We start from the raw sequence: 20,318 nt of genomic DNA on the forward strand, positions 1-20,318 counted from the left end.
TTCATACGAGCTAGCAGGAGATGCGATTGCCATGACCGACGCACTCAAGCGCCTCACCGCAGAGGGAGTCGCGATCTGGCTGGACGACCTGTCGCGCAAGCGCATCACGTCCGGCGACCTCGGCGAACTGCTCGACCAGCAGCACGTCGTGGGCGTGACCACCAACCCGGCGATCTTCCAGAAGGCCATCTCGCAGGGCGAGGGCTACGAGCAGCAGCTGGCCGACCTCGCGGCCCGCAGGCTCACCGTCGAGGAGGCGGTGCGGATGATCACCACCGCCGACGTCCGGGACGCGGCCGACGTGCTGCGCCCGGTGTACGAGGCCACCGGCGGACTGGACGGACGGGTCTCCATCGAGGTCGACCCCCGCCTGGCGCACGACACCCGGGCGACCGTCGCCGAGGCCAGGCAGCTGGCCTGGCTGGTGGACCGCCCGAACCTGTTCATCAAGATCCCGGCCACCCGCGCCGGGCTGCCCGCGATCACCGAGACCATCGCCCGGGGTATCAGCGTCAACGTCACGTTGATCTTCTCGCTGGAGCGGTACCGCGAGGTGATGGACGCCTACCAGGCCGGGCTGGAGCAGGCCAGGGCCAAGGGCCTCGACCTGTCCGGCATCCACTCGGTGGCCTCGTTCTTCGTCTCCCGGGTGGACACGGAGATCGACAAGCGCCTCGGCGAGCTGGGCACCGAACAGGCCACCGCGCTGCGCGGCCGGGCGGCGGTGGCCAACGCCCGCCTGGCGTACGAGGCGTACGAGGCGGTCGTGGCCGACGACCGCTGGCAGGCGCTGTCCCGCGCCGGGGCCAACCCGCAGCGCCCGCTGTGGGCGTCGACCGGGGTGAAGGACCCGGCCTACCCGGACACGCTCTACGTCACGGAGCTGGTGGCCCCCGGCACGGTCAACACCATGCCGGAACCGACGCTCCGGGCGACCGAGGACCACGGCGAGGTCACCGGCGACACGGTCCGCGGGCGCTACGAGCAGGCCCGCGCCGACCTGGCCGCCCTGGCGGAGCTCGGCATCTCCTACGACGAGGTCGTCCAGCTGCTGGAGGACGAGGGCGTGGAGAAGTTCGAGACCGCCTGGACCGACCTGCTGGCCTCCACCGAGGCCGAGCTGAAGCGACTGGGCGAGGAGTCGGGGACGCCGTGAGCTCCGCCGACCGCACGCGGTCCGGCGCGTCGTGGCGGAACCCCCTCCGCGACGCGCAGGACCGGCGGCTGCCGCGGATCGCGGGGCCGTCCGGACTGGTCATCTTCGGGGTCACCGGCGACCTGTCACGCAAGAAGCTGATGCCGGCGGTGTACGACCTGTCCAACCGCGGCCTGCTGCCGCCCGGCTTCTCGCTGGTCGGCTTCGCCCGCCGGGACTGGGCCGACGAGGACTTCACGCAGGTGGTGCACGACTCCGTGAAGGCGCACGCGCGCACGCCGTTCCGCGAGGAGGTGTGGCGCCAGCTCGCCGACGGGATGCGCTTCGTGCCGGGCGTCTTCGACGACGACGACGCGTTCACCACGCTGCGCTCCACCATCGAGCAGCTCGACAAGGAGCGCGGCACCGGCGGGAACTTCGCGTTCTACCTGTCCGTGCCGCCGAAGTTCTTCCCGACCGTGGTCCGGCAGCTGAGGAAGCACGGGCTGTCCGAGGCGCACGGCGACAGCTGGCGGCGCGCCGTCATCGAGAAGCCGTTCGGGCACGACCTGCGCTCCGCGCAGGAGTTGAACAACATCGTGCACGAGGTCTTTCCGCCGGACGAGGTCTTCCGGATCGACCACTACCTGGGCAAGGAGACGGTCCAGAACATCCTGGCGCTGCGCTTCGCCAACACCATGTACGAGCCGATCTGGAACCGCAGCTACGTCGACCACGTGCAGATCACGATGGCCGAGGACATCGGCATCGGCGGCCGGGCCGGGTACTACGACGGCATCGGCTCGGCCCGCGACGTGATCCAGAACCACCTGCTCCAGTTGCTGGCGCTGACCGCCATGGAGGAGCCGGTGTCGTTCGACGCGGACGCGCTGGTCACCGAGAAGCTCAAGGTGCTCAGGGCCGCCCGGCTCCCCGCCGACCTGGCCAGGCACACCGTGCGCGGCCAGTACGCGGCCGGGTGGCAGGGCGGCGAGAAGGTCGTCGGCTACCTGCAGGAGGAGGGCATCGACCCCGACTCCACGACCGACACCTACGCGGCGCTGCGCCTGGAGATCGACAACCGGCGCTGGGCCGGGGTGCCGTTCTACCTGCGCACCGGCAAGCGGCTCGGCCGCCGGGTGACCGAGATCGCGGTGGTCTTCCAGCGCGCGCCGTACTCCCCGTTCGACGCCACCGACACCCAGGAACTCGGCCACAACGCCCTGGTGATCCGGGTGCAGCCGGACGAGGGCGTGACGGTCAGGTTCGGCTCCAAGGTGCCCGGCACCCAGATGGAGATCAGGGACGTGACCATGGACTTCGCCTACGGCGAGTCCTTCACCGAGTCCAGCCCCGAGGCGTACGAGCGGCTGCTGCTCGACGTGCTGCTGGGCGACGCCAACCTCTTCCCGCGCCACCAGGAGGTCGAGCGCTCCTGGGAGATCCTCGACCCGGTCGAGGAGTTCTGGGCGAGCCACGGCCGCCCCGAGCCGTACACCGCGGGCACCTGGGGGCCGAAGGCGGCGGACGAGATGCTGGCACGCGACGGACGGAGCTGGCGGCGGCCATGAACATCGACCTCACGGACACCACGTCCAGCCAGATCAACGCGGCGCTGGTGCGGGCCCGCAGGGCGACCGGCACGCCGGCCGTCGGCATGGTGCTCACGCTCGTCATCGTCACCGACGAGGGGAACCACTACGACGCGCTGAGGGCGGCCAGCGAGGCGTCCAAGGAGCATCCGGCACGGATCCTGGTGGTGATCGGTCGCCCCGGCCGCTCGCCGCGGGAGAAGGCGGCCGCGCGGCTCGACGCCGAGGTCCGGGTCGGCGGCGAGACCGGCAACGGCGAGACGGTGCTGCTGCGGCTGCACGGCGAGCTGTCCGGGCACCCGCACAGCGTGGTGCTGCCGCTGCTGCTGCCGGACGCGCCGGTCGTCGTCTGGTGGCCGAACGAGGCGCCCCGGCACCCGTCCGACGACCCGCTGGGCGCGCTGGGGCAGCGGCGCATCACCGACGCGGCGTCGGCCGAGGACCCGGTGGTCGCGCTCGGCTCGCGCGCCGACGTGTACGCGCCGGGCGACACCGATTTGGCGTGGACGCGGATCACCCCGTGGCGCAGCGTGCTGGCGGCGGCGCTCGACCAGAAGCACGCGGCGATCACCGGCGCCAGCGTGGAGGGCGAGGAGTTCAACCCGAGCACCGAGCTGCTCGGAATGTGGCTCGCCCAGCGGCTGGCGGTGCCGGTGGAGCGCAGCGTCTCGCCCGGCCCCGGGATCACCGCGGTCCGGCTGGCCACCACGGACGGGCTGATCTGCCTGGACCGGCCCGACGGCTCGCTGGCCATCCTGGCGGTGCCGGGGCAGCCGGACCGGCAGGTGGCGCTGCACCGGCGCACCACGGCGGAGCTGATCGCCGAGGAGCTGCGGCGCCTCGACCCGGACGAGGCGTACGCGGAGGCGGTGCGGCACGGTGTCGGCAAGCTCGGCGACCCGCCGGCGACCCCGCGGGAGCCGGGCGAGCCGCCCGGCACCTCCCGGGCCGACGCGAGCCGCGCGGCGGACGCGGGCTCGTGACGTCCACCCCGCAGCTGGTGGTGCACCGCGACGCGGAGCTGATGGCGCGGGCCGCGGCGGCCAGGCTGATCACCAGACTGGTGGACGCCCAGGCCGCCCGCGGCTCCGCCTCGGTGGTGCTGACCGGCGGCCGCAACGGCAACGGGCTGCTCGCCGCGCTCGCCGACTCCCCGGCCCGGGACGCGGTCGACTGGCGCCGCCTCGACGTCTGGTGGGGCGACGAGCGCTTCCTGCCGGACGGCGACCCGGAGCGCAACCACACGCAGGCCCGCCGGGCCCTGCTGGACGCGGTGCCGCTCGACCCGGCCCGGGTGCACGTGATGCCGCCCTCCGACGGGGCGCACGGCGCCGACCCGGAGGCCGCCGCCGCGGCCTACGCGGCGGAGCTGGCCGCGGCGCCCGACCCGTTCGACATCCTGCTGCTGGGCGTCGGGCCCGACACGCACGTCGCGTCGCTGTTCCCCGAGCACCCGGCGCTGTACGAGCGCGAGCGGCTCGCCGTCGCCGTGCACGGCGCGCCGAAGCCGCCGCCGACCCGGCTCACGCTCACGCTGCCCGCGATCCGCACGGCCGCCGAGGTGTGGCTGCTGGCGGCCGGCGCGGACAAGGCGCGGGCCGCGGCTCTGGCGCTCTCCGGCGCGGGCGAGGTGCAGACCCCCGCCGCCGGCGCGCGCGGCCTGACCCGCACCCTCTGGCTCCTCGACCACGCCGCGGCCGCCGACCTCCCCCCGAACCTCTACCCCCCGGCCACGGCGTAGCCCTCCGGGCGGGGCCGGTGGCCGGAGGGCCGGCCGGCACGGCCTCAGCGGTCGCGCAGGGCGCGATACCGGGCGGCAAGCCCGGCCGTGGAGGGGTCGAGCCCGGCGGCCTCGGGTGCGGCGTCGCCGCGGGTGAGCACCGGCTCGACGCGCTTCGCGAGCACCTTGCCCAGCTCCACGCCCCACTGGTCGAAGGAGTCGATGTCCCACACCGCGCCCTGCGTGAACACCTTGTGCTCGTAGAGCGCCACCAGCTGCCCGAGCACGGACGGCGTCAGCTCGGACGCCAGGATCGTCGTGGTGGGCCGGTTCCCGGGGAACGTGCGGTGCGGCACCAGGTCCTCGGCGACGCCCTCGGCCCGCACCTCCTCGGCCGTCCTGCCGAAGGCCAGCGCCTGGCCCTGGGCGAAGAGGTTCGCCATCAGCAGGTCGTGCTGGTCCGCGAGGTCCGGCGCCAGCTCGGCCACCGGCCGGGCGAAGCCGATCAGGTCCGCGGGGATGGTCCTGGTGCCCTGGTGCAGCAGTTGGTAGTACGCGTGCTGCCCGTTGGTCCCCGGCGTACCCCAGACCACGGGCCCGGTCTGCCACTCCACCGGACGGCCCTCGCGGTCCACGGACTTGCCGTTGGACTCCATGTCCAGCTGCTGCAGGTACGCCGTGAAGCGGGACAGGTAGTGGCTGTACGGCAGCACCGCGTGCGACTGCGCCCCGAAGAACCCCCCGTACCAGACGCCGAGCAGGCCCAGCAGCAGCGGCGCGTTGGCCTCCGGCGGGGCCGTGCGGAAGTGCTCGTCCATCAGCCGGAAGCCGTCGAGCATCTCCCCGAACCGGTCAGGGCCGATCGCGACGAGCAGCGAGAGGCCGATCGCCGAGTCGTAGGAGTAGCGGCCGCCGACCCAGTCCCAGAACTCGAACATGTTCGCCGTGTCGATGCCGAACGCGGCCACCTTCTCGGCGTTGGTCGAGACGGCCACGAAGTGCCGGGCGACCGCCGCCTCGTCCCCGCCGAGGCCGGCCAGCAGCCAGCGCCGCGCGGCGGTGGCGTTGGTGATCGTCTCGATGGTGGTGAAGGTCTTCGACGCCACGATGAAGAGCGTCTCCGCCGGGTCCAGGTCCCGGACCGCCTCGTGCAGGTCGGCGCCGTCCACGTTGGACACGAAGCGGAAGGTCAACTCCCGAGCCGTGTAGGGGCGGAGCGCCTCGTAGGCCATGGCGGGGCCGAGGTCGGAGCCGCCGATGCCGATGTTCACCACGGCCCGGATCGGCCGGCCCGTGTGGCCGGTCCACTCCCCCGCGCGCACCCGTCCCGCGAAGTCGTTCATCCGGTCGAGCACCGCGTGCACGGCGGGCACGATGTTCTCGCCGGTCCCGCCGTCCACCTCGATCACCGCGCCCCGGGGCGCGCGCAGCGCGGTGTGCAACACGGCGCGGTCCTCGGTGACGTTGATCCGCTCGCCACGGAACATCGCGTCCCGCAGTCGCTCCACCCCGGCGGCCGCGGCCAGTTCGCGCAGCAGCCGCAGGGTGTCGTCGGTCACCAGATGCTTGGAGTAGTCCAGGTAGAGGTCGCCCACCCGTAGCCCGTACCGCTCGGCGCGCCCGGGGTCTGTGGCGAAGAGCTCCCGCAGGTGCACCTCCCCCAGGTGCTCCCGGTGCTTGGCCAGCGCATTCCACTCCGCCAGCCGGTCCAGCCTGGCGCGCCCGCGTGCGTTCATCTCGGTGTTCAGCCCATCTGTGTGTTCGCGTCGTGATCGCTCGGATCCTCGCGAACCACAGGCTACGCGCTGCGCCGCCCCCGCCCCACGCGCCTCAGATCTCGCCGCGGAGCTTGGCCAGGGCCTCCGCCAGAATGGCCTCGCCGTCGGCGTCGCTGCGCCGCTCGCGGACGTAGGCGAGATGCGTCTTGTACGGCTCGGTGCGGGGCGGGGCCGGCGGAGCCTCGCGGTCGGTCCCGGCCGGGAAGCCGCAGCGCGGACAGTCCCACGTGTCGGGAATCTGTGCGTCGCTGGCGAAGCTGGGCCGCGTCTCGTGCCCGTTCGCACACCAGAAGGAGACCCTCAGCCGCGGCGCGGACTCGCCCCGCTCGGCCTCTCCCATGGGCCCCGCGCCGACCCGGCTGCCCCGGATCGCGTTGCCACCTGCCACGGTCGTAACTCCCTGCCTCACGTGCTGTGTGCTGCGAAGTCGCCTCAGTCTATGCAAGGCTCAACGCACGTCCAGTGCTTCGAGTTACTGACTTACCGGCTTGTGGCCAGCCTGTCACTACTGCGTCACTACTTCATCAGCAGTCCGAGCACCACGATGATGGCGAACCAGATCAGGCCGACGACGACCGTGATCCGGTCGAGGTTCCGCTCGGCGACGGATGATCCACCGACGGAGGACTGCATGCCGCCACCGAACATGTCGGAGAGGCCTCCGCCCTTGCCCTTGTGCATGAGCACGAGCAGGCCCAGCAGGGCGCTGAAGACGATGAGGGCGATCTGGAACGCCGTTTCCACGACTGGACCAACTCTCTCTGACGGCTCGGTGATCGCGAACGATCTCGGACAGTGTGACGCCGGTCAATCTACCGGCTGACGGGGGCCGCACCAACAGATGGTGGCGGCCCCCGTCAGGGTACCGGGTGGGGTCACTGATCGCGGAACCGGATGATCTTGACGAACTCGTCCGCGTCCAGCGAGGCGCCGCCGACCAGGGCGCCGTCCACGTCCGGCTGGGCCATGATCGCCGCGACGTTGCTCCCCTTCACGGAGCCGCCGTACTGGATCCGCACCTGCTCGGCGACGCCCTCGTCGTACAGCTCGGCCAGCCGCGACCTGATCGCCGCGCAGACCTCCTGGGCGTCGTCCGGGGTGGCCACCTCGCCGGTGCCGATGGCCCAGACCGGCTCGTAGGCGACGACCAGGGTCGCCGCCTGCGGGGCCGGCACGTCGCGCAGGCCGCCGTCGAGCTGGGCCAGGGTGTGCGCGACGTGTTCGCCGCTCCTGCGGACCTCCAGCGGCTCGCCGATGCACAGGATCGGCGTCAGGCCGTGCCGGAAGGCCGCCCGGACCTTGGCGTTGCAGATCTCCTCGTCCTCGCCGTGGTACTGGCGCCGCTCGGAGTGGCCGACGACCGCGTAGGTGCAGTTCAGCTTGGCGAGCATCAGCCCGGAGATCTCACCGGTGTACGCCCCGGTGTCGTGCGCCGAGATGTCCTGCGCCCCGTACCTGATCTTCAGCTTGTCGCCGTCCACCAGGGTCTGCACCGAGCGCAGGTCGGTGAACGGGGGCAGCACGGCGACCTCGACGGCGTCGAGATCCTTGTCCGACAGGCCGAAGGCCAGCTTCTGCACGTGGGCGATGGCCTCCAGGTGGTTGAGGTTCATCTTCCAGTTGCCGGCCATCAGCAGCGTGCGCGGGCTCGCGGTAGCCATCGTGTCAGTCCTCCAGAGCCTGCAGACCGGGGAGCGCCTTGCCCTCGAGGTATTCGAGGCTGGCGCCGCCGCCGGTGGAAATGTGTCCGAAACCCGCCTCGTCGAAGCCGAGGATCCGGACGGCCGCGGCGGAGTCCCCGCCGCCGACCACGGTGAAGGCCGAGCTGTCCACCAGGGCCTGGGCCAGCGCCCGGGTGCCCTCGGCGAAGCTCGGGTGCTCGAAGACGCCCATCGGCCCGTTCCAGAAGACCGTGGCGGTGTCGGCGAGCCGGGCCGCGTAGAGCTCCTGGGTGCGCGGGCCGATGTCCAGGCCCTGGAGCCCGGCCGGGATGGCGTCGGCGGCCAGCACCTCCGACTCCACGACGGCCTTGGTCCGCAGGTCCGGGAAGTCCTTGGCGGCCCGCACGTCGACCGGCAGCACGAACTCGACACCGCGCTGCTCGCCCTCCCTGAGGTAGTCCCGCACGGCGGGGATCTGGTCCTCCTGGAGCAGCGAGTCGCCCACCTCGTGGCCCTGGGCCGCGAGGAAGGTGTAGGCCATGCCGCCGCCGATCAGGATGCGGTCGGCCCGCTCCAGCAGATGGCCGATGACGCCGAGCTTGTCGGAGACCTTGGCGCCACCGAGCACGACGGCGTAGGGGCGGCTGACCTCCTCGGTGAGGCGCCTGAGCACGCCGACCTCGGTGGCGATGAGGCCGCCGGCGGCGTGCGGCAGCCGGGCCGGGAGGTCGTAGACGGAGGCGTGCTTGCGGTGCACGGCGCCGAAGCCGTCGCCGACGTAGAGGTCCGCGAGCCGCGCGAGCCGGTCGGCGAAGGCGCCGCGTTCGGCGTCGTCCTTGCTGGTCTCGCCGGGGCTGAAGCGGAGGTTCTCCAGCAGCGCGACGTCGCCGTCGGCCAGGTGCTCGACGATGGCCTGGGCCGCGCCGCCCACCGTGTCGGCGGCGAACGCGACGGTCTTGCCGAGCAGTTCGCCGAGCCGAGTGGCCACGGGGGCGAGCGTGAACGCCGGGTCGGGGGCGCCCTTGGGGCGGCCCAGGTGGGAGGCCACGATCACCCGGGCACCCGCCTCGGCGAGCCGGGTGATGGTCGGCACGGCGGCCCGGATGCGGCCGTCGTCGGTGATGGTCCCGCCGTCGAGCGGGACGTTGAGGTCGGCGCGGACGAAGACCCGTCGCCCGGCGACCTCGAGGTCGTCAATCGTCTTCATGCGTTAGGTTCCGGACTCTCTCGAGACTGCTGGGGCCGCTCCCGCCGTGCGGCGCGCGCCGCACGGCGTAAGGGCTCGCAGCGCGCGACGGTGCGCCCTGCGAGCCCTGCCTGCCGAACGGATCAGAGCCGCTCGCCGACGTAGACGGTCAGGTCCACGAGACGGCTGGAGTAGCCCCACTCGTTGTCGTACCAGCCGACGATCTTCACCTGCGAGCCCTGCGCCATGGTGAGGCTGGAGTCGAAGGTGCAGGAGGCCGGGGAGTTGACGATGTCCGAGGAGACGAGCGCGTCCTCGGTGTACTCCAGGATGCCCTTGAGCGAGCTGTCCGCGGCCTGTCGGAAGGCGGCGTTGACCTCGTCCTTGGTGACCTCGCGGCCCAGCTCGACCACCAGGTCGGTGACGGAACCGGTGGGCACGGGCACCCGCATCGCGATGCCGTCGAGCTTGCCCTTGAGCTGCGGCAGGACCAGGGCGGTGGCCTTGGCGGCGCCGGTGGTGGTCGGGATGATGTTCACCGCGGCGGCGCGGGCCCGACGCAGGTCCTTGTGCGGGAAGTCGAGGATGCGCTGGTCGTTGGTGTACGCGTGCACCGTCGTCATCATGCCCTTGACGATGCCGAAGGCCTCGTCGATCACCTTCGCCATCGGCGCCACGCAGTTGGTGGTGCAGGAGGCGTTGGAGACGACGTGGTGCTGCGCCGGGTCGTAGGCGTCCTGGTTGACGCCCATGACGATGGTGAGGTCCTCGTTCTTCGCCGGGGCGGAGATGAGCACCTTCTTGGCGCCGGCGGCCAGGTGCTTGGCGGCGTCGTCCCGCTTGGTGAAGATGCCGGTGGACTCGATCACGATGTCCGCGCCGAGGTCGCCCCAGGGCAGGGCGGCCGGGTCGCGCTCGGCCATCGTCCGAAACGTCTGGCCGTCCACCGTGATGGTGTCCTCGGTGTGGCTGACCGGCTGACGGAGGCGACCGAGAACGCTGTCGTACTTCAGGAGGTGCACCAGCGTCGCGTTGTCGGTCAGGTCGTTGACACCGACGATCTGGACATCCGCTCCCTGTTCAAGGAGCGCGCGGAAGTAGTTACGTCCGATACGGCCAAAGCCGTTGATTCCTACGCGGATCGTCACGAACCGATCTCCTCGTTGGTGTGCCGGTGGCGGACACCGGCGCTGCTGTATTGGGATGTCCCCGACCGACTCCGACCCTACCGCGCCGGCTCCGGGCGGGTGACACCGACCGGGCGTGTTCGGGCCGGGGGTTCCGCGACCTCGTGGCACTGGCGGGGCAGCGGGCGCGCGGGGCCGCGCGCCGGCGCGAGGCGGCGACGGGTGTGACCGGCGGCTAGCCGACCATCTCCTCGGTGAGGGTGGACTCCGTGCCGGGGACGCCGATGTCCTGGGCGCGCTTGTCGGCCATGGCCAGCAGCCGGCGGATCCGGCCGGCCACGGCGTCCTTGGTCAGCGGCGGCTCGGCGAGCGCGCCGAGCTCCTCCAACGAGGCCTGCTTGTGCTCCATGCGCAGCCGGCCGGCGGCGGCCAGGTGGTCGGGGACCTCCTCGCCTAGGATCTCCAGCGCGCGCTGCACCCGGGCTCCGGCGGCCACCGCGGCGCGGGCGGAACGGCGCAGGTTGGCGTCGTCGAAGTTGGCCAGCCGGTTGGCGGTGGCCCGCACCTCGCGCCGCATCCGGCGCTCCTCCCAGGCCAGCACCGACTCGTGCGCGCCGAGCCGGGTGAGCAGCGCGCTGATCGCGTCCCCGTCGCGCACCTGCACCCGGTCCACGCTGCGCACCTCGCGCGCCTTGGCGCCGATCTGCAGCCGGCGGGCCGCGCCGACCAGGGCGAGGGCGGCCTCCGGGCCCGGGCAGGTGACCTCGAGCGACGAGGAGCGGCCCGGCTCGGTGAGCGAACCGTGCGCCAGGAAGGCGCCGCGCCAGGCGGCCTCGGCGTCGCAGGTGGCCCCCGAGACCACCTGCGGTGGCAGGCCCCTGATGGGACGGCCGCGGCCGTCCACCAGGCCGGTCTGCCGGGCCAACTGGTCGCCCCCGGCGACCACCCGCACCACGTAACGGCTGCCGCGCCGCAGTCCGCCGGGGGCCATGACCACCAGATCGGAGGCGTGCCCGAAGATCTCCAGGATGTCCCGGCGCAGCCGCCGGGCCGCGATACCGGTGTCGAGCTCGGCCTCGATCACGATGCGCCCGCTGACCAGGTGCAGACCGCCCGCGAACCGCAGGATCGACGACACCTCCGACTTGCGGCAGCAGGTACGGGTGACCGGAAGCCGGGAGATCTCGTCCTTCACCGCAGCCGTCATCGCCATGGGCCGATCCTTCCATGCATCCGAAAAATACGGTCGTACGCGGCGGCCAGCAGCTCAGGGTCGTGGCGGGGAACTCCGCCGGACGCGGCCACCGGCGCCAGCTCGACCGTGGCCCCCAGCCGCTCGGCGGCCCGGCCCAGGCTGTCCTGGTCGGGCACGGCGGCCCGGTCGGCCAGCACCACGTCGAAGGCGAGTTTAGGGGCGTGTTGTACCAAAACCTCCACATGACGCTGCGGGGAGAAGCCATCAGTTTCCCCGGGTTGTGGTGCGAGGTTGACCGACAGCACCTTGCGCGCCTGGGTGCGGGTGAGCGCGTCGAGCAGTCGCGGCACCAGCAGGTGGGGGATGACGGAGGAAAACCACGAGCCGGGGCCGAGCACCACCCAGTCGGCGTCGAGCACCGCCTCGACCGCCTCCGGAACCGCGGGCGGGTCGGGCGGCACCAGCATCACCCGGCGGACCTCGCCCGGGGTGAGCGCGACGGTGGCCTGGCCGCGCACCTTGCTGAGCCGGTGCGGAGCGGCCGGGTCATGGCCGCGGACCACGGCCTCCAGCTCCAGCGGCACCGCCGACATGGGCAGCACCCGGCCGTGCGCGCCGAGCAGCTTGCCGACCAGGTCGAGGGCCTGCACATGGTCGCCGAGCTGCTCCCACAGCGCCACGATCAGCAGGTTTCCGACGGCGTGGTCGTGCAGCGCGCCGCCGCTCTTGAAGCGGTGCTGCACCACCTCGGACCAGGTGCGGCCCCACTCGTCGTCGCCGCACAGGGCGGCCAGGGCCTTGCGCAGGTCACCGGGCGGCAGCACGCCGAGCTCGTCCCGCAGCCGGCCGCTGGACCCGCCGTCGTCGGCGACGGTGACGACGGCGGTGAGGTCGCCGGTGATCCGCCGGAGCGCCGTGAGCGAGGCGGACAGGCCCATGCCGCCGCCGAGGGCGACGACCTTCGGCTGCGCGCCGCGGCGCCCGCCGCGGAGCGAGCGGAGGGCCCGGCGGCTGCGGCCCTCGCCCACCCGGCGCTGCCAGACGGCTCTGCCCGCCATCGCTATTCGCGCCCCATGTCCCGGTGCACCACCACGGTCTCGACGCCCTCGGCGGCGAGCCTACGGGCCAGCCGCTCGGACATCGCCACGCTGCGGTGTTTGCCGCCGGTGCAGCCCACCGCGATCGTGACGTACCGCTTGCCCTCGCGGCGGTAACCGTCGGCGATCAGGCTGAGCAGCTCGGCGTAGCGGTCGAGGAACTCCTTGGCGCCCGGCTGGTTGAACACGTACCCGGCGACCTCCTCGCTGGTGCCGGTGAAGGGGCGCAGCTCGGGGACCCAGTGCGGGTTGGGCAGGAAGCGGCAGTCCACCACGTGGTCGGCGTCCACCGGCAGCCCGTACTTGTACCCGAAGGACATCACGGTGGCGCGCAGCTCCGGTTCGTCACCGCCGGTGAACTGGGCGTCCATCTTGGCGCGCAGCTCGTGCACGTTGAGGTTCGAGGTGTCGATCACCAGGTCGGCGTCTCCGCGCAGCTCGCGCAGCAGGTCGCGCTCGGCGGCGATGCCGTCCACGATGCGGCCCTCGCCCTGCAGCGGGTGCGGGCGGCGGACCGACTCGAAGCGCTGCACCAGCGCGTTGTCCGAGGCCTCCAGGAAGACCACGCGGCGGGTGACACCCTTCGTGTCCAGGTCGGTCAGCGACTCCCGGAGGGTGTCGAAGAAGCCGCGGCCCCGGACGTCGACGACCACGGCGATGCGCGCCACGTTCCCCTGGGAGCGGGCGCCGAGGTCCACCATGGTCGGGATCAGGGAGGGCGGGAGGTTGTCCACGACGAACCAGCCCAGGTCCTCCAGGCACTTCGCGGCGGTGGACCGCCCGGCGCCCGACATGCCGGAGATGATCACCAGCTCGGGCAGGGTGACGGCCTCGGCGCCGCCCGCGCCGGCCTGTTCCGCGTCTGCGATGTGCTCACTCATGGTGCCGTCCCCCGATGTCTCGTGTGTTCTGACGTGTCTCGTGTCGGGTATGCCGCTTATGCCATGGTGCCTGGTTTCGGGACGGAGCGGCGGCTGGGACCGCTCAGTCCTCGACGATCTCACCGGTGGCAGTGTTGACCGCCGGCGCCGGGAGGGCTCCCTGGGCCAGGGTGGCGACGACGGTCTCGGCGGTCTTGCGGCCGATGCCCGGGACCTCCGTGACCTCCTCGACCGTGGCGGAGCGGAGCCGCTTGACCGAACCGAAGTGCTTCAGCAGCGCCTTCTTCCGGGTCTCCCCGAGGCCGGGTACGGCGTCGAGGGGACCCGTTCTTATCGATTGTGACCGCTTCCCCCGCTGGTAGCGGATGGCGAACCGGTGCGCCTCGTCCCTGACCCGCTGGAGCAGGTACAGGCCCTCGCTGCTGCGCGGCAGGATGACCGGATCGCCCTCGCCGGGCAGCCAGACCTCCTCGAGGCGCTTGGCCAGGCCGCAGACGGCGACGTCGTCGATGCCCAGGTCGTCCATGGCCCGGCGGGCGGCGGCCACCTGCGGCTGCCCGCCGTCCACCACGACGAGCTGTGGCGGATAGGCGAAGCGCTTGGGGCGGCCGTCGTCCGCACGGAACGACGCGGCCGCTCCGTCCGGCGGTTCCTCCTCGGCGCCGCCGGCCGGGCCCGCCGGCGGCTGGTCCGGCTCCTCCCCGGCCCACTCGCCGGTGCGCTCCTTCTCCCTGAGGTACCGGCGGAAGCGCCGGGAGACCACCTCGTGCATGGCCCGGACGTCGTCCTGACCGGTGAAGCTCCTGATCTGGAAGCGGCGGTACTCGCTCTTGCGGGCCAGGCCGTCCTCGAAGACGACCATCGAGGCCACCACGTCCTCGCCCTGGAGATGGGAGATGTCGAAGCACTCGATGCGCAGCGGCGCGGAGTCGAGGCCGAGCGCCTCGGCGATCTCCTCCAGGGCGCGGGACCGGGTGGTGAGGTCCGAGGCGCGCTTCGTCTTGTGCAGCGCCAGCGCCTGCTGCGCGTTCCGCTGCACGGTGGTCATCAGGTCCCGCTTGTCGCCGCGCCGGGGCACCCGCAGGCTCACCCGGGAGCCGCGGCGCTCGCCGAGCCACTCGGCGACCGGTTCCTCCGGCTCGGGCAGGACCGGGACCAGCACCTCCCTGGGCACGCCCTCGCCGCGCTCGTCGCCGTAGAGCTGTTGCAGCGCGTGCTCGACCAACTGGGCGGTGTCGACGTTCTCCACCTTGTCGGTGACCCAGCCGCGCTGGCCGCGCACCCGGCCGCCGCGGACGTGGAAGATCTGCACCGCGGCCTCCAACTCGTCCTCGGCCAGCGCGATCAGGTCCGCGTCGGTGGCGTCGGCGAGCACCACGGCGTTCTTCTCCATGGCGCGCCGCAGCGCCTCTGTGTCGTCCCGCAGCCGGGCCGCCCGCTCGTACTCCAGGTCGTCGGCGGCCTGCCGCATCTCCTCCTCCAGGCGACGCAGGTAGGCGCCGGTGCGGCCGGCCATGAAGTCGCAGAACTCCTCGGCCAGGGCGCGGTGCTCCTCGGGGGTGACGCGGCCCGTGCACGGGGCCGAGCACTTGTCGATGTACCCCAGCAGACAGGGGCGTCCGACGGCGCGCGCCCGCTTGAACACGCCGGCCGAACAGGTGCGCACCGGGAAGACCCGCAGCAGCAGGTCGACGGTCTCCCTGATGGCCCAGGCGTGCGCGTAGGGACCGAAGTACCGCACGCCCCTGCGCTTGGGGCCGCGCATCACCTGGGCGCGGGGAAACTCCTCGTTCAGCGTGACGGCGAGCGACGGATAGCTCTTGTCGTCGCGGTACTTGACGTTGAACCGGGGGTCGTACTCCTTGATCCAGGAGTACTCCAGCTGGAGCGCCTCCACCTCGGTGGAGACCACGGTCCACTCCACGGAGGCGGCGGTGGTCACCATGGTCGCGGTCCGCGGGTGCAGCCCGGAGAGATCCTGGAAGTACGACGAGAGCCGCTGCCGCAGGCTCTTGGCCTTCCCGACGTAGATCACCCGGCGATGCTCGTCCCGGAACCGGTAGACCCCCGGCGAGTCCGGGATCTGGCCCGGTTCCGGGCGGTAGCTGGAGGGATCGGCCATGTGCGCCAGCCTACTGCCGAGGTCGGACAGGACGGCACACGGAACGTCACCAGCCGCGGGCGCGCCACTCGTCGAGATGCGGGCGCTCGGCGCCCAGCGTGGTGTCGTCGCCGTGCCCCGGGTAGACCCAGGTCTCGTCCGGGAGGGCGGCGAAGAGCTTGGTCTCGACGTCGTGCAGCAGCCGGCCGAAGGCCTCCTGGTCACCACGCGTGTTGCCGACGCCGCCGGGGAAGAGGCAGTCCCCCGTGAAGACGTGGGGGTGACCGTCCGGGTCGTCGTACACCAGCGCGATGGAACCCGGGGTGTGCCCGACCAGGTGACGCGCGGTGAGCCGGCAGGCGCCGACCGGCACCGTGTCACCGTCCGCGACCGGCGCGTCGGTGGGCACGGGGATGCCCTCGGCGTCGTGTTCGCCGGCGTAGGTGCGTGCGCCGGTGGCGCGCACCACCGCGTCGAGCGCCTGCCAGTGGTCCCCGTGGCGGTGCGTGGTGACCACCGCGCCGAGTCCGTCGTCGCCCACCAGCCGGAGCAGCGTGTCGGGCTCGTTGGCCGCGTCGACGAGCAGCTGCTCGCCGGTCCGCCGGCAGCGCAGCAGGTAGGCGTTGTTCTCCATGGGGCCGACGGCGACCTTGGAGATGATCAACTGGGTGAGCTCGTGCACGTCGGCGGGTCCGCCGACCGTGACCTTCCCGGTGTAGGACATGGCGGGAGTCTCTCAGAGCGGCGGCAGCGCCGGCAGGGACTCGCCGCCCGTGGTGCTCAGGCCGCCGCCCGCGGTGCGCCCGGAGAGCCAGCCGACCAGGGCGGCGGGGGTGCCGACGACGACCACCACGCCGGCCCGCGACTCGTCGGGGTCCGCCCCGGTGCGCCAGTGGCGGCCGTCCTCGGCGCGCAGCTCCAGGGGCCGGACGTCGGGGTGGCCGGCGAAGCGGGCGGCGAGGTAGCCGAGGGCCCGGTCCAGGAAGGCGCCGGGCAGCCCGGCGACGGTCAGCCCGAGGGCGAGGTCCAGATGGTGCAGCTCGACCTCGATCCAGCGACGCAGCGGGATGCTGGCGGCGACGTCGGTCACGCCGTTGCGGAATGTGACGACGGCCCCCCACCGCTCGTCGGTGAGCTCGGCCGCGGTCGCCCGCAGCCGGGCGGCGCTGTCCCGCAGGTCGGCGCGGTGGGCCGCCGCCGGGCGGGGCGCGTCCCGCTCGATGTCGGCGTCCCGCGCCTCCTCGCTGGGGTACATCGGCCGGCCGGTGAGCACGTTGACCAGGGCGTCGGCGTTCCGGGAGAGGTGGGCGAGCACGTGGCCCCTGGTCCAGCCCGGCAGCGCGGAGGGCTGGCCGACGGCCGCGTCGTCGAGGGTGTCGACGGCGGCCAGCAGCCGGGCCGTGGCCTCCCCGAGGGCGGCGAGATCAGTGGTGGGAGCCGTGGTTGCCGTCATGATCACACGCTAGCTCGCCACCCCATCGAGTGAAAGTATGGCAACGCGCCGGGGAATCGAACATCTTTGCTATAGGCTGCCGTCGCGGGGCTCGCCGGCACCCAAACACGCGTGTCGGCCCGCTTGCCGGCGATCGTCGGCACGAGTGTCAGTGGCCCCCCATACCCTTGAAGCCGGGGTCTTCCGCATGCCGCGGGATCCTGGAACCACAGGAAAGGTGTCATCCGGCGTGGCCGACCGACTCATCGTGCGAGGCGCTCGCGAGCACAACCTGAGGAACGTCTCGCTCGACCTGCCCCGCGACTCGCTCATCGTCTTCACCGGCCTCTCCGGATCCGGAAAGTCCTCGCTCGCCTTCGACACGATCTTCGCCGAGGGCCAGCGCCGGTACGTGGAGTCGCTGTCCGCGTACGCGCGGCAGTTCCTGGGGCAGATGGACAAACCCGACGTCGACTTCATCGAGGGCCTGTCCCCCGCGGTCTCCATCGACCAGAAGTCCACCTCGCGGAACCCGCGCTCGACGGTCGGCACCATCACCGAGGTCTACGACTATCTGCGGCTCCTCTTCGCGCGCATCGGCAAGCCGCACTGCCCGGAGTGCGGCCGGCCGATCGCCCGGCAGTCGCCGCAGGCGATCGTGGACCGGGTGCTGTCCCTGGAGGAGGGCAGCAGGTTCCAGGTGCTGTCGCCGCTGGTGCGCCAGCGGAAGGGCGAGTTCGCCGACCTCTTCTCCGACCTGCAGACCAAGGGGTACAGCAGGGCCCGGGTGGACGGCGCGACGGTGCAGCTCACGGACCCGCCGAAGCTGAAGAAGCAGGAGAAGCACACCATCGAGGTGGTGGTGGACCGGCTGACGGTCAAGGAGAGTGCCAAGCGGCGGCTGACCGACTCGGTGGAGACGGCGCTGGGCCTGTCCGGCGGCATGGTGATCCTGGACTTCGTCGACCTGCCCGCGGACGATCCGCAGCGCGAGCGGATGTTCTCCGAGCACCTGTACTGCCCGTACGACGACCTGTCCTTCGAGGAGCTGGAGCCGCGCTCCTTCTCGTTCAACTCCCCCTTCGGCGCGTGCCCCGAGTGCACCGGCATCGGCACCAGGATGGAGGTGGACCCGGAGCTGATCATCCCCGACCCGGAGCGGACGCTGGAGGACGGCGCCATCCACCCCTGGTCGCACGGCCACACCAAGGGGTACTTCAACCTGCTGATCGGCGCCCTCGGCGACGCGTTGAACTTCCGCACCGACATCCCCTGGGAGGGGCTGCCGCAGCGCGCCCGCAAGGCTCTGCTGCACGGTCACAAGACCAAGATCGAGGTCCGCTACGAGAACCGGCACGGCCAGGAGCGCGCGTACACCACGGCCTTCGAGGGCGTGATCCCGTTCATCAGGCGCCGGCACGCGGAGGCCGAGTCCGACTCCAGCCGGGAGCGCTTCGAGGGGTACATGCGGGAGGCGCCCTGCCCGGCCTGCCAGGGCACCCGGCTCAAGCCGCTGGTGCTCGCGGTGACGGTGCAGGACCGGTCGATCGCCGAGATCGCGGGGATGTCGATCAGCGAGTGCGCCGAGTTCCTGCGCGGCATGCGGCTGACCGACCGGGAGCGGACCATCGCCGAGCGGGTGCTGAAGGAGGTCAACGAGCGGCTGCGCTTCCTGGTCGACGTGGGCCTGGACTACCTCTCGCTCGACCGCGCGGCCGGCACCCTGTCCGGCGGCGAGGCGCAGCGGATCCGGCTGGCGACCCAGATCGGCTCGGGCCTGGTCGGCGTGCTGTACGTGCTGGACGAGCCGTCGATCGGCCTGCACCAGCGGGACAACCACCGGCTGATCGAGACCCTGGTGCGGCTGCGCGACCTGGGGAACACGCTGATCGTCGTGGAGCACGACGAGGACACCATCAAGACCTCGGACTGGGTGGTGGACATAGGACCGGGCGCGGGCGAGCACGGCGGCGAGGTGGTGCACAGCGGCCCGCTGGAGAAGCTCCTGGCGAACGAGGCGTCCGTGACCGGGCAGTACCTGTCGGGTGCGCGGTCGATCCCGCTGCCGGCGGCGCGACGCCCGGTGGACGGCGAGCGGCGGCTGACGGTGCACGGCGCCCGGGCGAACAACCTGCGGGACATCGACGTCAGCTTCCCGCTCGGCGTGCTCACCGCGGTCACCGGGGTCTCCGGATCCGGCAAGTCCACGCTGGTCAACGACATCCTCTACACCCACCTGGCGCGCGAGCTGAACGGCGCGAAGGCGGTGCCGGGGCGGCACACCCGGGTGTCGGGCGACGATCTGGTCGACAAGGTGGTGCACGTCGACCAGTCGCCGATCGGCCGGACCCCCCGGTCGAACCCGGCGACCTACACCGGCGTCTTCGACCATGTGCGCCGGCTCTTCGCGGAGACCATGGAGGCGAAGGTCCGCGGCTACCTGCCGGGCCGCTTCTCGTTCAACGTCAAGGGCGGCCGCTGCGAGAACTGCTCGGGCGACGGCACCATCAAGATCGAGATGAACTTCCTGCCCGACGTGTACGTGCCCTGCGAGGTCTGCCACGGCGCCCGGTACAACCGGGAGACGCTGGAGGTGCACTACAAGGGCAAGTCCATCGCCGAGGTGCTGGACATGCCGATCGAGGAGGCGCTGGACTTCTTCGAGGCGGTCCCGGCGATCGCCCGCCATCTGCGGACGCTGAACGACGTGGGTCTCGGGTACGTCCGGCTCGGCCAGCCGGCGCCCACACTGTCCGGCGGCGAGGCGCAGCGGGTCAAGCTCGCCTCCGAATTGCAGCGGCGGGCCACCGGCAGCACCGTCTACGTGCTGGACGAGCCCACCACCGGGCTGCACTTCGAGGATATCCGCAAGCTGATCTCGGTGCTCTCCGACCTGGTCGACAAGGGGAACACGGTGATCGTCATCGAGCACAACCTGGACGTGATCAAGACCGCCGACTGGGTGGTGGACATGGGACCCGAGGGCGGGTACGCGGGCGGGCTCGTGGTGGCCGAGGGCACGCCCGAGCAGGTCGCCTCGGAGCCGGCCAGCCACACCGGGAAGTTCCTGCGGGACATCCTCGGGGACCAGCCCCGCTGATCCGGGCGGGCGGTTCGGGCGGTTCGGGCGGTGAGTTGTTTCCCGAATGTTCTCGGCCGCCCTCTGGTGTAGACCGCTCCTCCTTGGAAGCCTGAGCCGCCGGACGCGCGCAGGGCGCGGCCGGTCGAGGCGTTCCGAGGAGCTGCGGTGGCATCAGGTGCCCGTCACGGGGGAGTTCGCGCACGTGCGGTGACGACGGCGGGCGTCGTCGCCGCGCTGACCGTCAGTCTGGTCCCGGCGGTGGCCGCCCCGTCGGCGGCCGCCGCGCCCGTCGGCGTGGCGTCGGCCGCGCCGACCGGCATCGTCGACGGCG

17 protein-coding genes are annotated in these 20,318 nt (G+C 72.2%); 5 read left to right on the forward strand and 12 right to left on the reverse strand.

The window, feature by feature from the left end; genetic code table 11:
• The first annotated feature begins 31 nt into the window (after positions 1-31).
• Genes tal through pgl form a run of 4 tightly spaced genes read left to right on the forward strand, consistent with a single transcriptional unit; the run spans position 32 to position 4,468 of the window.
• Positions 32-1,156: a transaldolase gene (gene tal / locus ABGB06_RS20100; protein ID WP_347591282.1), complete on the forward strand. Its 1,125-nt coding sequence runs from the start codon at positions 32-34 to the stop codon at positions 1,154-1,156.
• Complete coding sequence (gene zwf / locus ABGB06_RS20105; protein WP_347591284.1) at positions 1,153-2,706, forward strand: glucose-6-phosphate dehydrogenase; 1,554 nt, start codon at positions 1,153-1,155, stop codon at positions 2,704-2,706. The genes tal and zwf overlap by 4 nt, the downstream gene beginning before the upstream one ends.
• Positions 2,703-3,710, forward strand: a complete 1,008-nt coding sequence (opcA, locus tag ABGB06_RS20110; RefSeq protein WP_347591286.1) for a glucose-6-phosphate dehydrogenase assembly protein OpcA — start codon at positions 2,703-2,705, stop codon at positions 3,708-3,710. The genes zwf and opcA overlap by 4 nt, the downstream gene beginning before the upstream one ends.
• The gene (pgl, locus tag ABGB06_RS20115) at positions 3,707-4,468 is read left to right on the forward strand and encodes a 6-phosphogluconolactonase (RefSeq protein ID WP_347591288.1); all 762 of its coding nucleotides are present in this window, start codon (positions 3,707-3,709) and stop codon (positions 4,466-4,468) included. The genes opcA and pgl overlap by 4 nt, the downstream gene beginning before the upstream one ends.
• A gap of 44 nt (positions 4,469-4,512) precedes the next feature.
• On the opposite strand, the gene pgi is transcribed toward pgl, so the two are convergent.
• The 12 genes from pgi to ABGB06_RS20175 all read right to left on the reverse strand — a co-directional run bounded on the left by pgi (position 4,513) and on the right by ABGB06_RS20175 (position 16,926).
• Positions 4,513-6,183, reverse strand: coding sequence for a glucose-6-phosphate isomerase (gene pgi / locus ABGB06_RS20120; RefSeq protein ID WP_347591290.1), 1,671 nt, complete (start codon positions 6,181-6,183; stop codon positions 4,513-4,515).
• 94 nt (positions 6,184-6,277) lie between these two features.
• Complete coding sequence (locus tag ABGB06_RS20125; protein WP_347591293.1) at positions 6,278-6,613, reverse strand: RNA polymerase-binding protein RbpA; 336 nt, start codon at positions 6,611-6,613, stop codon at positions 6,278-6,280.
• A gap of 128 nt (positions 6,614-6,741) precedes the next feature.
• Positions 6,742-6,969: a preprotein translocase subunit SecG gene (gene secG, locus ABGB06_RS20130; RefSeq protein ID WP_347591295.1), complete on the reverse strand. Its 228-nt coding sequence runs from the start codon at positions 6,967-6,969 to the stop codon at positions 6,742-6,744.
• A 131-nt stretch (positions 6,970-7,100) separates the two neighbouring features.
• The gene (gene tpiA, locus ABGB06_RS20135; RefSeq protein ID WP_347591297.1) at positions 7,101-7,886 is read right to left on the reverse strand and encodes a triose-phosphate isomerase; all 786 of its coding nucleotides are present in this window, start codon (positions 7,884-7,886) and stop codon (positions 7,101-7,103) included.
• Positions 7,887-7,890: 4 nt separating this feature from the next.
• Entirely contained in the window at positions 7,891-9,093 is a 1,203-nt protein-coding gene (locus tag ABGB06_RS20140; protein WP_347591299.1) for a phosphoglycerate kinase, read from the reverse strand.
• Positions 9,094-9,215: 122 nt separating this feature from the next.
• A complete protein-coding gene (gap, locus tag ABGB06_RS20145) occupies positions 9,216-10,220 on the reverse strand; it encodes a type I glyceraldehyde-3-phosphate dehydrogenase (protein WP_347591301.1) in 1,005 nt (334 codons plus the stop codon).
• A 214-nt stretch (positions 10,221-10,434) separates the two neighbouring features.
• Entirely contained in the window at positions 10,435-11,412 is a 978-nt protein-coding gene (gene whiA, locus ABGB06_RS20150; RefSeq protein WP_347591303.1) for a DNA-binding protein WhiA, read from the reverse strand.
• Positions 11,403-12,452, reverse strand: coding sequence for a uridine diphosphate-N-acetylglucosamine-binding protein YvcK (gene yvcK / locus ABGB06_RS20155; RefSeq protein ID WP_347591305.1), 1,050 nt, complete (start codon positions 12,450-12,452; stop codon positions 11,403-11,405). Before yvcK ends, whiA begins: the two co-directional genes overlap by 10 nt.
• A 2-nt stretch (positions 12,453-12,454) precedes the next feature.
• Positions 12,455-13,372 (reverse strand): RNase adapter RapZ, encoded by a 918-nt coding sequence (rapZ, locus tag ABGB06_RS20160; RefSeq protein WP_347591307.1) that lies wholly within the window; start codon positions 13,370-13,372, stop codon positions 12,455-12,457.
• A 103-nt stretch (positions 13,373-13,475) separates the two neighbouring features.
• Positions 13,476-15,494, reverse strand: a complete 2,019-nt coding sequence (gene uvrC, locus ABGB06_RS20165) for an excinuclease ABC subunit UvrC (protein WP_347591309.1) — start codon at positions 15,492-15,494, stop codon at positions 13,476-13,478.
• A gap of 46 nt (positions 15,495-15,540) precedes the next feature.
• Positions 15,541-16,197 (reverse strand): MBL fold metallo-hydrolase, encoded by a 657-nt coding sequence (locus ABGB06_RS20170; protein WP_347591311.1) that lies wholly within the window; start codon positions 16,195-16,197, stop codon positions 15,541-15,543.
• Between the two features lie 12 nt (positions 16,198-16,209).
• On the reverse strand, positions 16,210-16,926 hold the full coding sequence (locus tag ABGB06_RS20175) for a maleylpyruvate isomerase family mycothiol-dependent enzyme (protein WP_347591313.1): 717 nt from the start codon (positions 16,924-16,926) through the stop codon (positions 16,210-16,212).
• A 229-nt stretch (positions 16,927-17,155) separates the two neighbouring features.
• Between ABGB06_RS20175 and uvrA the strand changes: the two genes are divergently transcribed.
• Positions 17,156-20,005, forward strand: a complete 2,850-nt coding sequence (uvrA, locus tag ABGB06_RS20180; protein WP_347591315.1) for an excinuclease ABC subunit UvrA — start codon at positions 17,156-17,158, stop codon at positions 20,003-20,005.
• Positions 20,006-20,318 lie beyond the last annotated feature (313 nt).

Origin of the sequence: Streptomyces sp. B6B3 (genome assembly GCF_039871525.1) — a bacterium.
Lineage (GTDB): Bacteria > Actinomycetota > Actinomycetes > Streptomycetales > Streptomycetaceae > Streptomyces.

Coding starts and splice junctions, on each gene's coding strand:
- tal (WP_347591282.1), top strand. CDS start 32: ATGACCGACGCACTCAAGCGCCTCACCGCAGAGGGAGTCGCGATCTGG.
- opcA (WP_347591286.1), top strand. CDS start 2,703: ATGAACATCGACCTCACGGACACCACGTCCAGCCAGATCAACGCGGCG.
- ABGB06_RS20170 (WP_347591311.1), bottom strand. CDS start 16,197: ATGTCCTACACCGGGAAGGTCACGGTCGGCGGACCCGCCGACGTGCAC.
- ABGB06_RS20175 (WP_347591313.1), bottom strand. CDS start 16,926: ATGACGGCAACCACGGCTCCCACCACTGATCTCGCCGCCCTCGGGGAG.
- whiA (WP_347591303.1), bottom strand. CDS start 11,412: ATGGCGATGACGGCTGCGGTGAAGGACGAGATCTCCCGGCTTCCGGTC.
- ABGB06_RS20140 (WP_347591299.1), bottom strand. CDS start 9,093: ATGAAGACGATTGACGACCTCGAGGTCGCCGGGCGACGGGTCTTCGTC.
- tpiA (WP_347591297.1), bottom strand. CDS start 7,886: ATGGCTACCGCGAGCCCGCGCACGCTGCTGATGGCCGGCAACTGGAAG.
- pgi (WP_347591290.1), bottom strand. CDS start 6,183: ATGAACGCACGCGGGCGCGCCAGGCTGGACCGGCTGGCGGAGTGGAAT.
- rapZ (WP_347591307.1), bottom strand. CDS start 13,372: ATGAGTGAGCACATCGCAGACGCGGAACAGGCCGGCGCGGGCGGCGCC.
- yvcK (WP_347591305.1), bottom strand. CDS start 12,452: ATGGCGGGCAGAGCCGTCTGGCAGCGCCGGGTGGGCGAGGGCCGCAGC.
- uvrC (WP_347591309.1), bottom strand. CDS start 15,494: ATGGCCGATCCCTCCAGCTACCGCCCGGAACCGGGCCAGATCCCGGAC.